This window comes from Limimaricola soesokkakensis, assembly GCF_900172345.1.
Classification (GTDB): domain Bacteria; phylum Pseudomonadota; class Alphaproteobacteria; order Rhodobacterales; family Rhodobacteraceae; genus Limimaricola; species Limimaricola soesokkakensis.
The window spans coordinates 225,085-236,523 of record NZ_FWFY01000001.1; the positions used below are offsets into that span (position 1 = coordinate 225,085).

At 65.7% G+C, this 11,439-nt stretch carries 12 protein-coding genes and 1 tRNA gene; 5 read left to right on the forward strand and 8 right to left on the reverse strand.

Annotated elements, in window-relative coordinates; translation table 11 throughout:
* Positions 1 to 74: 74 nt before the first annotated feature.
* Complete coding sequence (locus LOS8367_RS01040) at positions 75 to 728, forward strand: GntR family transcriptional regulator (protein ID WP_085894592.1); 654 nt, start codon at positions 75 to 77, stop codon at positions 726 to 728.
* Here the strand turns inward: LOS8367_RS01040 and LOS8367_RS01045 are convergent.
* Both LOS8367_RS01045 and carA read right to left on the reverse strand, forming a co-directional pair.
* The gene (locus LOS8367_RS01045) at positions 682 to 2,364 is read right to left on the reverse strand and encodes a glycosyltransferase (RefSeq protein WP_242665475.1); all 1,683 of its coding nucleotides are present in this window, start codon (positions 2,362 to 2,364) and stop codon (positions 682 to 684) included. The genes LOS8367_RS01040 and LOS8367_RS01045 overlap by 47 nt on opposite strands.
* Positions 2,365 to 2,489: 125 nt before the next feature.
* A complete protein-coding gene (gene carA, locus LOS8367_RS01050) occupies positions 2,490 to 3,653 on the reverse strand; it encodes a glutamine-hydrolyzing carbamoyl-phosphate synthase small subunit (RefSeq protein ID WP_085894594.1) in 1,164 nt (387 codons plus the stop codon).
* A 152-nt stretch (positions 3,654 to 3,805) separates the two neighbouring features.
* Here carA and LOS8367_RS01055 point away from each other — a divergent pair, with 152 nt between their 5' ends.
* Together LOS8367_RS01055 and LOS8367_RS01060 are read left to right on the forward strand one after the other, a co-directional pair.
* Positions 3,806 to 4,264 (forward strand): GatB/YqeY domain-containing protein, encoded by a 459-nt coding sequence (locus LOS8367_RS01055; protein ID WP_085894595.1) that lies wholly within the window; start codon positions 3,806 to 3,808, stop codon positions 4,262 to 4,264.
* 63 nt (positions 4,265 to 4,327) lie between these two features.
* A complete protein-coding gene (locus tag LOS8367_RS01060) occupies positions 4,328 to 4,510 on the forward strand; it encodes a DUF3008 family protein (RefSeq protein WP_085894596.1) in 183 nt (60 codons plus the stop codon).
* Between the two features lie 84 nt (positions 4,511 to 4,594).
* Here LOS8367_RS01060 and LOS8367_RS18955 read toward each other — a convergent pair whose 3' ends face one another.
* The 6 genes from LOS8367_RS18955 to lipB all read right to left on the reverse strand — a co-directional run bounded on the left by LOS8367_RS18955 (position 4,595) and on the right by lipB (position 9,571).
* The gene (locus tag LOS8367_RS18955) at positions 4,595 to 4,747 is read right to left on the reverse strand and encodes a hypothetical protein (RefSeq protein WP_165761363.1); all 153 of its coding nucleotides are present in this window, start codon (positions 4,745 to 4,747) and stop codon (positions 4,595 to 4,597) included.
* Positions 4,748 to 4,831: 84 nt separating this feature from the next.
* Entirely contained in the window at positions 4,832 to 5,335 is a 504-nt protein-coding gene (locus tag LOS8367_RS01065; protein WP_085894597.1) for a DUF2244 domain-containing protein, read from the reverse strand.
* Positions 5,336 to 5,409: 74 nt separating this feature from the next.
* Positions 5,410 to 7,113, reverse strand: a complete 1,704-nt coding sequence (gene ctaD, locus LOS8367_RS01070; protein ID WP_085894598.1) for a cytochrome c oxidase subunit I — start codon at positions 7,111 to 7,113, stop codon at positions 5,410 to 5,412.
* A 131-nt stretch (positions 7,114 to 7,244) separates the two neighbouring features.
* Entirely contained in the window at positions 7,245 to 7,742 is a 498-nt protein-coding gene (locus LOS8367_RS01075; RefSeq protein ID WP_085894599.1) for an isoprenylcysteine carboxyl methyltransferase family protein, read from the reverse strand.
* A complete protein-coding gene (locus LOS8367_RS01080) occupies positions 7,739 to 8,800 on the reverse strand; it encodes a type III polyketide synthase (RefSeq protein ID WP_106535015.1) in 1,062 nt (353 codons plus the stop codon). Before LOS8367_RS01080 ends, LOS8367_RS01075 begins: the two co-directional genes overlap by 4 nt.
* Positions 8,801 to 8,896: 96 nt before the next feature.
* Positions 8,897 to 9,571 carry a lipoyl(octanoyl) transferase LipB gene (gene lipB, locus LOS8367_RS01085; RefSeq protein WP_085894600.1) on the reverse strand — a complete coding sequence of 225 codons (675 nt, stop codon included), beginning with the start codon at positions 9,569 to 9,571 and terminating at the stop codon, positions 8,897 to 8,899.
* 172 nt (positions 9,572 to 9,743) lie between these two features.
* Between lipB and LOS8367_RS01090 the strand changes: the two genes are divergently transcribed.
* Together LOS8367_RS01090 and LOS8367_RS01095 are read left to right on the forward strand one after the other, a co-directional pair.
* Positions 9,744 to 9,830: transfer RNA gene (locus tag LOS8367_RS01090), tRNA-Leu, on the forward strand.
* A gap of 492 nt (positions 9,831 to 10,322) precedes the next feature.
* Positions 10,323 to 11,393 (forward strand): ABC transporter ATP-binding protein, encoded by a 1,071-nt coding sequence (locus LOS8367_RS01095; RefSeq protein WP_370737689.1) that lies wholly within the window; start codon positions 10,323 to 10,325, stop codon positions 11,391 to 11,393.
* Positions 11,394 to 11,439 lie beyond the last annotated feature (46 nt).

An 11,439-nucleotide genomic window follows, 5' to 3' on the forward strand; every position in this document is an offset into this window, starting at 1 on the left:
GCGGCAAGGCGGGCGCGGCTTGAACCTCGGACCGCGCCGGGGGTATCGTCGTTCGACCCATGGGAAGGCCGCGGATGCAGGATACCAGACCCTCGCAGAAGGACGCCTACGGGCTGATCCTCGAATCGATCGACAGCGGCATCTACCGCCCCGGCGACCGGCTGGTCGAAAGCGAGCTGGCGGATCGGTTCGGCGTGTCGCGTACCCCGGTGCGCGAGGCGCTGCAACGGCTCGAGACCCAAGGCATGCTGACCCGCGACGGCCGTTCGCTGATCGTGGCCTCTCTCGATCACACGCAACTCGCGGAGCTTTACGTGGTGCGGGGCGAGTTGGAGGGGCTGGCGGCGCGGCTCGCCGCGCGACATGCCGCGCCCGAAGAGGTGCGGGTGCTGCGCGACATGCTCGAAGCCGACCAGGCGCTGGTGAACGACCCTGCCGCGCTGGCCCGCGCCAATCGCCGCTTCCACAAGCAGATCCATCTCGCCAGCCACAACCGTTTCCTGGTGCGGCAACTCGACCTCGTGCATCGTTCGATGGCGCTTCTGGCCTCGACTTCGCTTGCGGCGGAGGGCCGAGGGCGCGGCGCGCTCGAGGAGCATGCAGCGATCGTCGCGGCGATCGAGGCGGGCGATGGCGACGCCGCGGACCGGGCGCTGCGCGATCATATCAGCCACGCCTTCGTCACCCGGCTGAAGCTCGACGCGGCGAAGGTGGAGGCGGCAAAGTAAGCGGCGTGGTGGGGTTGAAGACGCCATGCCGCGTCTTCTCCCACAAGAACGGACGACGCAGCACCTGCCACAGCGCGCGCCAGACGGCGATCGTCGCCAGCGGGAAATAGACCTGCAGCATCGGCGCCCAGAGCGCTAGCCACGGCTGCCCGGCCCGCCGTGCCGCCAGCGCAGCGATCGCCCAGCTCACGCATTCGGACAGCGCGAAGACAAGGGCGAGCCCCCAGAGAGTTTCGGACCGCAACCACGGCGACATCGGATGCGGCATTCCAAGGATCACCAGCCAGAACGACCAGAGCACAGGTGCCAGTGCGAACTGCGCCAGCGTTCCGAGAAACAGCACCTGGACCCCGAGAAAGCGCCAAGCGCCCAGCTCCCGCCAGAGCCGCCCGGGATCGTGCATGGCGACGCCCCAGCTCATGGCATAGCCCTTGAGCCAGCGTGACCGCTGCTTGTTCCAAGGCCAAGGACGGGCATTGGCTTCCTCCAGCGTGACGCTGTCCATCAGCTCGGTCCGAAAGCCGTGGCGCGCCAGTCGCACGCCAAGATCGGCGTCTTCGGTGACGTTGTGCGCGTCCCAGCCGCCGACCGCCTCGATCGCATGGCGGCGCAGGAACAGCGTCGTGCCCCCGAGCGGCACGACGAGGCCGAGACGCTCCAGACCCGGCAGTATCACGCGAAACCAGCTCGCGTATTCCAGGGTGAAACAGCGTGCGATCCAGTTGGAGCGTGCGTTGTAATAGTCGAGAACGCCTTGCAGGCATCCGGTTCGGCGATCACTCGTCGCGAACCGCGCCACCACCTGCCGCAGCTGATCGGCGGCGGGCGCATCCTCGGCGTCGTAGATGCCGATGATGCTGCCGCGTGCGAAGGGCAGGGCGTAGTTGAGCGCGCGCGGCTTGGTGCGCAGGCGGCCCGTCGGCACGACCACGATCTGCGCCCAGCTTGGCAACGGCATGGATGACAGGGCTGCACGGGTCTCGGTATCGCAGGCCTCGACGATCAGACACAGGTCGAGCCGGTCGCGCGGGTAGTCGAGCCCGTCCAGCCGTTCCAGCAGCGGCACCAGCATGGCACCTTCGCGGTAAAGGGGCACCAGCAGCGATATCACCGGCATGACATCGTCCCCGGGAAGCGCAAGGAGACGGTGGCGTGGGACAGGTCTGAAGCTGGCGAGCGCGGCCGCGAGTTTCACCGCGGTATTGACGACAAGCGTCAGAGCGCAAAGCGCACAGAGCAGCGCAAAAGCGGCCCAGGGGGCCAGCGCCACCGACAGGGCAGTGACGCTCAGCGCGACGACGAGCAGCAGGCAAAGCGGTTTGCGACCGACGATTCGGCAGCTTTGGTGCAGCGGTACCCGGGTTTCGGCGCGCAGCAGCAGTACAGGTTCCGCAAGCGGCAGTAGCGCCCTACGCAGCACCTCCGGCGCGCAGATCGCGCAGCGTGGGCGCCCGAAGCCCGCGCTCGCCAGTGCCGCGATGGTCTCGGGCTCGGGCGGCGTGGCGCAGAGTACGACCACGCGCCCGCCGATCCGGCGCCATGGCAACACCCCAAGCCGCAGCGCCCGCAACACGCCGAACCGGCGCAAAAGGCGCGGATCGGGAGGCAGCGCGACCGGATCGATGCGATCGGGCAAGGGCGGCGCGGAAGAGCCATGGCCGGACGCGCTTTGCGCCCGACCAAGTGGAGCGGGGGCGATCATCGGGCTCGCTTTCGCTGCGAAGGGCCGCCCGATGCTCGTTGCCCGCGATTAAGAAGCGGTTAACCTGCCTGCCGCGCCGCCATTGCTTCGGCGAAACGCTCGAACAGGTAGTAGCTGTCCTGCGGGCCGGGGCTGGCCTCGGGGTGGTACTGCACCGAAAAGACCGGCCGGTCGGTCATGCGGATGCCGCAGTTCGAGCCGTCGAAGAGCGACACGTGGGTCTCGATCACGCCCTCGGGCAGCGACTGGCTGTCAACGGTAAAGCCGTGGTTCATCGAGGTGATCTCGACCTTGCCGGTCTCCTGGTCCTTCACAGGGTGGTTGGCGCCATGATGGCCGTGGTTCATCTTCACGGTCTGGGCGCCCAGAGCGCGCGCCAGCATCTGGTGGCCAAGGCAGATCCCGAAGACCGGGATGTCGGACTGTTCGAGCACCGACTTGATCGCCGGGACCGCGTATTTGCCGGTCGCCGCCGGGTCGCCGGGACCGTTCGACAGGAACAGCCCGTCGGGGTTCAGCGCGAGGATCTCCTCGGCGGTGGCGGTGGCAGGCAGGACGGTGACCTCGCAACCGGAGGAGGCGAGGCTGCGCAGAATGTTGCGCTTGGCGCCGTAATCGATGGCGACGACCTTGTGGCGCGGGTTTTCCTGCTTCTTGAAGCCGTCGGGCCAGGCCCAGCGCATCTCGTCCCAGCGATAGGACTGGACGCAGCTGACTTCCTTGGCGAGGTCGAGGCCGACGAGCCCCTTGAAGTCACGCGCCTGCGCGACAAGCGCCTCGAGGTCGAACACGCCGTCGGGGTTGTGCTCGATCGCGACATGCGGCGCACCCTGCTGGCGGATCGCCCGGGTCAGTCGCCGCGTGTCGATGCCGCCCATGCCGATGCGGCCGCGCTTGGCGAGCCAGTTCGAGAGGGTGTCGGTGGCGCGCCAGTTCGACGGCTCGGTCGGGTTCCACTTGACGATCATCGCGGCGGCCACCGGATCGGCGGCCTCCTCGTCCTCCTCGGTAGTGCCGGTGTTGCCGACATGCGGGAAGGTGAAGGTCACGGCCTGGCCCGCATAGGAGGGGTCGGTCATGATCTCTTGATAGCCGGTCATCGCGGTGTTGAAGCAAAGCTCGGCCACGGTGCGGCCCGGAGCGCCGAAGCCCTGCCCGTAGAACACGGTCCCGTCTGCGAGCGCGAGGCAGGCGGTCGGCTTGCCGGAAACATTATGCGGCATGGCGTCATTGCTCCTGTAGTGAAACCCGCCGCTACCTAGGGGCAGGGCTCGGAAGAATCAAGACGCGGCGGCACCCGGCGGCACTTGTTGTCAGGCGGGCACGAAACGGGTAGCTTGCGCGCTTGTGTCTGAAACAATCCGGAACGGACCAGATGACCCTGCGCGACAAGATCAACGCCTCCCTCAAGGATGCGATGAAGGCCAAGGAGGCGGACCGGCTGTCCACGCTGCGCCTCATCAACGCCGCCATCAAGGATCGCGACATCGCCGCAAGGGGCGAGGGCGAGGAGGGGCTGGTCCCCGACGAGGTGGTGCTCGCGATCCTCGGCAAGATGGTCAAGCAACGTCAGGAGAGCGCGCGCGCCTATGACGAGGCGGGACGCATCGAGCTTGCCGAGAAGGAGCGCGCCGAGATCGCGGTGATCGAGGATTTCCTGCCGCGCCAGCTGACCGAAGCCGAGACCGAGGCCGCGGTGAGCCAGGCGATCTCCGAAACCGAAGCGACCTCGATCCGCGACATGGGCCGTGTCATGGCAGCGCTCAAGGCGCGCTATACGGGGCGCATGGATTTCGGCCGGGTCGGCCCAGTGGTGCGCGACCGGCTCGGCTGAGCTCGCGGGAACGCGGTGCTGTGGCTTCGCGTTTGACGGTCGTCCAATCCATGGAGGACCGATATGCCTGCACAGTCCAAGGCACAGCAGAAGGCGGCCGGCGCGGCGCTTTCGGCGAAGCGAGGCGATACGAAGGTCAAGGATCTCAAGGGCGCCTCGAAGGAAATGTACGACGACATGAGCGAATCCCAGTTGGAGGATTTCGCGCAGACCAAGCGCGAGGATCTGCCCGACAAGAAGGGCTGAGACCACGCTGAACGAGCGGTACGGTAAATGCAAAGGGCGGCTCCCGCATGGGAGCCGCCCTTTCGGCATCGAATGAGATTGGACCTAGCGTCGGCGCGGTTCGGATGTGCGAATCGGGATCGGGCGATATTCCGGCCGGGGCTGCGGCAGCAGTGCCCCGATCACTCCATCGAGAATGGCCCGGCCGGCTTCGGCCAGCTTGCGGATCGTGTCCTTCGGGGCGGTGTGCTTGGGCATATCGAATCCTCCGTTGTCATGAAAATGCCTATCTTCGGGTCGGAGTTCCATCGCGACGTAACGACGCGGCGCGCCGCGGGCGGATCAGCGCCGGGCGATCCGGACCAGAAGGCGTTGGAGATCCTCCGCCAATGCCCGCCTTTCCTCTTCCGGAAGAAACGCCCCCAGCTCGACCTCCCGCCCCGCGCCGCGCAGGGTGAGATAGCCGGGGACCGGCCTCTCGCCCTCGTGCAACTGGAGTTCGACCCAGTACGGATCGGCCTCCCAAACCCGGTCCGGGCGGCCGCGGTCGCTGCGGGTCAGGCGAATGCGCCGTTGGTTGATCTCCAGTCGCTCCAGCACTTCGCCGTCGCGGTAGCTGCGCGCCAGCGCCCACCAGACCGCGCCGACCGCTGCCATGAGGAACGGCAACAGTGCCCACATCACCGGGGTGCCCAGCACCATCAGCAACGGGAGCGCGATCAGGGCCGCCGTGCCGCCGATGAAGGCGGCGAAGCCGCGCTTGGGCAGTGAACGGTAGGGCCAGAGTTGCAACTCGGCCTCGACCGGACCGGCTTCGGTGGGGCGTCTTGTCCACTCGTGCGGCATCACTTGCCTCTGGATCGGGAAGAAAAAGGGCCCGGCGTTTCCGCCGGGCCCTGTCGACTGTCGCGGGCCGTGCCTCAGTGGGCGTGGCTGCGGTCCCAGTCGCTCTGCTTGGGGAGCGTCTCGAAGGTGTGCTCCGGCGGCGGCGAGGGCAGGGTCCACTCGAGCGTATCGGCGTACTCGTTCCAGGGGTTGGCGAGGCCATGCACCTTGCCCCGGGCGAGGGTGTAGAACAGCACCACGATGAAGAAGATGAAGGACGCGAAGGCGATGAAGGCGCCGATCGAGGAGACCATGTTCCAGGTGGCGAAGGCCTCCGGATAGTCGATGTAGCGGCGCGGCATGCCCTGGCGGCCGAGGAAGTGCTGCGGGAAGAAGGTGATGTTCGCACCAATGAACATCGCCCAGAAGTGCAGCTTGCCGGCCCATTCGGGAAGCATCTTGCCGGTCATCTTGGGGAAGTAGAAGTAGATCCCCGCGAAGATCCCGAACACGGCGCCCAAGCTCATCACGTAGTGGAAGTGCGCCACCACGTAGTAGGTGTCGTGATAGGCGCGGTCGATGCCGGCCTGCGACAGCACGATGCCGGTGACGCCGCCCACGGTGAATAGGAACAGGAAGCCGAAGGCCCAGAGCATCGGCGTCTTGAACTCGACCGAGCCGCCCCACATCGTCGCGATCCACGAGAAGATCTTCACGCCGGTTGGCACCGCGATGACCATGGTGGCCATCATGAAGTAGGACTGCTGCGTCAGCGACATGCCCACGGTGTACATGTGGTGCGCCCAGACGACGAAGCCCAGCACGCCGATCGCCACCATCGCGTAGACCATCGGCAGGTAGCCGAAGATCGGCTTCTTGGAGAAGGTCGCGATCACGTGGCTGATGATGCCGAAGGCGGGAATGATGATGATGTAGACCTCGGGGTGCCCGAAGAACCACAGGATGTGCTGGTACAGGATCGGGTCGCCGCCGCCAGCGGGCTGGAAGAACGAGGTGCCGAAGTTGCGGTCGGTCAGCAGCATGGTGATCGCGCCGGCCAGAACGGGCAGGGCAAGGAGGATCAGCCAGGCGGTGACGAAGATCGACCAGGCGAAGAGCGGCACCTTGTGCAGGGTCATGCCGGGCGCGCGCATGTTGAGGAAGGTGGTGATGATGTTGATCGCACCGAGGATCGACGAGGCGCCCGAGACGTGCACCGCGAAGATCGCGAGATCCATCGACATGCCGGGCTCGGAGGTCGAGAGCGGCGGGTAGAGCACCCAGCCGACGCCCGAGCCATGCTGGCCATTGCCGCCGGGCGAGAAGAGCGAGGCGACGCCGAGCGCGACGCCGGCGATGAACATCCAGAAGGAGAGGTTGTTCATGCGCGGGAAGGCCATGTCCGGCGCACCGATCTGCAGCGGCATGAAGTAGTTGCCGAAGCCGCCGAACAGCGCGGGGATGACGACGAAGAACATCATCAGCACGCCGTGATAGGTGATCGCGACGTTCCACAGATGGCCGTTCGGGGTACAGGCCTCGGTCGCGGTCGGCACCCAGGACCGCAGGGCGGTCGCGATCGGGTTGCCGCTGACGTTCTCGGTGCACATGAACTGCACGCCCGGCTGCATCAGCTCGAGCCGCATGTGGATGGTCAGCATCACCGACAGCAGGCCCACAGCGCCCGCCGCGAAGAGATAGAGGATCCCGATGTCCTTGTGGTTGGTGGACATGAACCAGCGGGTGAAGAAGCCCCGCTTGTCGTCATGCCCGTGGCCGTGGATGGCGGCGTCTGCCATGTGGCTCTCCCGAGTTTGGTTGCCTGACGGGCCCGCACGCAGACTCGCGCAGGCAATTGGCGTCCTTCTAGAAGGAGATGCTAGGCAGGGCAACGGTCACGGTGCCGCAGCCTGATCGACTCAGAGCGCGCTCAAGGATCGCGGTAGGGGGCAAGCGCGCGATTCTCCGAGCGGACCCGTATCCACAGCATCGCCGCGTTGAGCAGCGTGAAGATCAGGGCCATCCCACCCAACCCAAGCACCATGGGTGCAACGGCAATCTCGGCAACCACGAGGGCGTAGTTTGGATGCGAGATCAGTCTGAACGGACCTCGCGCCACCAGCGGCTCGCCCGAAACGATAACCCGCGTCGTCCATCGACGCCCCAGTGTCGCGAGAATCCAGACCCGGAACACTTGCAGGACGGCATATAGTGCGAGCCAGCCAAGGCGCAGTTCCTGATCATGGCCGAACCAGACAAGCGCCAGGACCCAGGAGGCATGCAGGGCCACCATGAAGGGATAATGGGCGGCTCCATGTTCGACCGCCCCCTTGGCGAGCAATCGTGCCGTATTTCGCCGTGCGAGCCAGAGTTCGAAAAGTCGCTGCGCTATGACGAAGCCGAGGAAGGATGCCGCGGCCACGGTCATTCGGCTCTCTCCAGCACCGCGAAAGAGGCCGTGAAGCCGGGTCCTAGCGCGCAGGTCAGCATTCGCCCCGTCTGGCCGGCGGCCAGCACACGCTCAAGCACGAACAGTGCGGTGGGTGCGCTCATGTTGCCGCAATCATGGAGCACCGCCCGCTCGGCATCGAGACTGTCTGGTGGGAGATCGAGCGCCGTCTCGATTGCCTGCACGACCTTGGCTCCGCCGGGATGGCAGACGAAGCGGTCGATATCGGCCCGTTCCAGCCCTGCCGCCGCGAGCGCGCCGTCGACCGCTGGCGCGAAATGCTCGGCCGCAAAGCCCGGAATCGAGCGGTCGAAGATCACGCCAAGCCCGTCATCGTTCACTTCCCAGCCCATGATCCCCAAAGTGTCGGGCCACATGTGCTGATGCTCGGCCTTCATGGAAAGGCGAGGCTCTGCGCCGCGGCGAACGGAATCGGTCGATAGACAGGCGGCGGCCGCGCCATCGCCGAACAGCACTGTCGCGATAATATCGGCCTTCTGGAGCCTGTCGGAGCGGAAAGAAGGGGTGCAAGCCTCGACCACCACCAGAAGCACCTTCGCGCCCGGTTGCGCTTGCGCGAGACGGGCAGCTATCGCGAGCCCCGATATGCCGCCTGCGCAGCCGAGGCCGAACACCGGTACCCGCATCACGTCGCTGCGAAAGTCCATGCAGTCCGCAAGCTGAGCTTCCAAGGTCGGCGTGGCGATGCCGGTCGAGGAAACGGTGATGACGACGTCCACCTCGTCTGCGCGCCAGCCCGCCCGTTCGAGCGCCGCCGTCGCTGCATCACGGAACATCTTCCGCGTGCCTTCGAGGTAGACTTGGTTACGGTCGGCCCAGCCATGTGGCCGTTCGAACCATTCCAGAGGCGCAACCGACCAACGCCGACCTATTCCGGCCTGCTCGAAGCTCGGGATCAACCGCTCGAAGTTCTCGAATTTCGGGCCTAGGACCCGCTGGGCGGCTTGGCGCACCAAGTCTTGCGGCAGTTCATGATCGGGGAGAGCCGTTGCCAGTCCTTGGATCGTGACGTCCATCGAGATTCTCCCCCGCCATCTGCGCTCCGGAGTGCCGCCTCGCAAGACTGCCGTTTCATAGTTGGAGCATTGGGAAAAAGACGGATCTCGCTTTCTTCATAATGACGTGGCGCGGTGCAGCAATCCATCGAAATGATCTCCGAAGCTGCGCTCCAATGCCGTGTCGAGATCGGCCAAGGTAACCGGCAACCCGAGATCGACGAGGCTCGTGACGCCATGCTCGGCGATGCCGCAGGGCACGATGCCGGTGAAATGCGACAGGTCCGGCTCCACGTTGATCGCCAGCCCATGATAGCTGACCCATTTGTGCAGCCGGATGCCCAGCGCCGCGATCTTGTCCTCCGCCACGGCACCGGTGGCGGTCAACGGCTTGTCGGGGCGTTGCACCCAGACGCCGACGCGGCCCTCTCGCAGTTCGCCGGTGACATTGAACTCGGCCAGCGTGCCGATGATCCAGCCCTCCAACGCCTTGACGAAGGCGCGGACGTCGCGGCCCCGCGCGCCCACGTCGAGCATCACGTAGACCACGCGCTGGCCGGGTCCGTGATAGGTGTACTGGCCGCCGCGCTTGGTCTCATGCACCGGAAAACGGTTGGGATCGGTGAGATCGGCGGGCCGGGCCGAGGTGCCGGCGGTATAGAGCGGCGGGTGTTCGAGCAGCCAGATCGCCTCGCGGGCCTCGCCCATCGCGATCGCCTTGGCGCGAGCTTCCATGGCGGCCACTGCGTCCTGATAGGGCGTCAGCCCATCGCTCACGATCCAGTCCACCATTGCCCGCGCTCCCGCTTCGATCCTGTCCCAGATGGGGTGGCGCGGCGCGGCCAAAAAGTCAAAGCGCCCAGGCTTTGCGATTTTCTCGGGGTTGACGCCGGGTCTGGCGATTTTCGCTCTTGCGCTTCCCCGAAGCCCAAGGCTATGAGGCCGCCATCCTACCTGATCACGTGCGGTCGTGGCGGAATTGGTAGACGCGCAGCGTTGAGGTCGCTGTGGGGTAACACCCGTGGAAGTTCGAGTCTTCTCGACCGCACCATTCAGGCAGGCCCGCCGGCAAGGAGGGCCGCCGGATCTCCCAAGACAGAACGAAGATCGACTGGCAGGGCCGCGGAAACGCAGGCCCTTTTTCATGTCCATCGCATCCGTGGACAGTCTCCCGACATGTCCCTCATGAGGGCGCTCGGGTCGGCGCGCGGCTGTCGTTTCGAGACCTCGCGATGTCGCCATGAGGCACGTCGAACTTCTTCGGGGGGAGGGTGGTTTCGAAAATACATCTTTTAGTTGCGCCATTTTCGGCGATTTGTTCCTGCGGCATCTCACCGCATTGCTACCTCCGAGACACCTTTCTGGCAGGAGCTTCATGCCGCGCCGCAGCGCAAGTGACTTGGCGTCACATCTTCGGATCGGCTATTCGGTTGCAATGCGGGGGGCAGCTTGTTTTAGTCTTGCTCGACAAGCGCGGAAACAAATCCGCCGGCACAACAACGGGGAGCGAGGCTTGGCCCAAGGCTCGAGTACGGAAGCGTTCGTGGAGTTCGAACGCGTGCAGAAAAGCTATGACGGCGAGAAACTCGTCGTTAAGGATCTCAATCTCTCGCTGCCGAAAGGCGAGTTTCTGACGATGCTGGGGCCATCGGGCTCCGGCAAGACCACCTGCCTGATGATGCTAGCGGGCTTCGAGACCGCCACGCATGGCGAGATCCGTCTCGACGGCAAGTCGATCAACAACATCCCGCCGCACAAGCGCGGCATCGGCATGGTGTTCCAGAACTACGCGCTGTTCCCGCACATGACGGTGGGAGAAAACCTCTCCTTCCCGCTCGAGGTGCGCAAGCTGAGCAAGTCGGAGCGTGAACAGAAGATCGCTCGCGCCCTCGACATGGTGCAGATGGGCGAGTTCAAGAACCGCCGTCCCACCCAGCTTTCGGGCGGCCAGCAGCAGCGGATCGCGCTGGCGCGCGCCTTGGTGTTCGAGCCCGAGCTGGTGCTGATGGACGAGCCGCTGGGCGCGCTCGACAAGCAGCTGCGCGAGACGTTGCAGTTCGAGATCACCGAGCTGGCGCACCGGCTCGGGATCACCGTGGTCTACGTCACCCACGACCAGACCGAGGCGTTGACCATGTCGGATCGCGTCGCGGTGTTCGACGATGGCCGGATCCAGCAGCTGGCGCCGCCCGACGAACTCTACGAGAAGCCGCAGAACAGCTTCGTCGCCCAGTTCATCGGCGAGAACAACACGCTCGAAGGCGTGGTCGAGAAGATCGACGCGACCACCTGCTTGGTGCGGCTCGATGGTGGCGAGGTGATCGACGCGCTGCCGGTCAACGTCTCGAAGGTGGGCGAGCGCACCCGCGTCTCGATCCGTCCCGAGCGGGTCGAATCCAATCTCGAGCGCCTGCATCCCGACGCGCACACGCTGCCGGCCACGGTGCAGGAATTCATCTACATGGGCGACACCTTCCGCACGCGGCTCAAGGTCGCCGGGCGCGACGACTTCATCATGAAGACGCGCAATGCCCCCGACCAGCCGCGGCTGAAGCCGGGCGAGCAGATCCGCATCGGCTGGCTCGCCGAAGATTGCCGCGCGCTCGACGCCTGACGTCGATCGCGCCACCGCGTCCCCCAAGGGGGCGCGGCCAATGCGG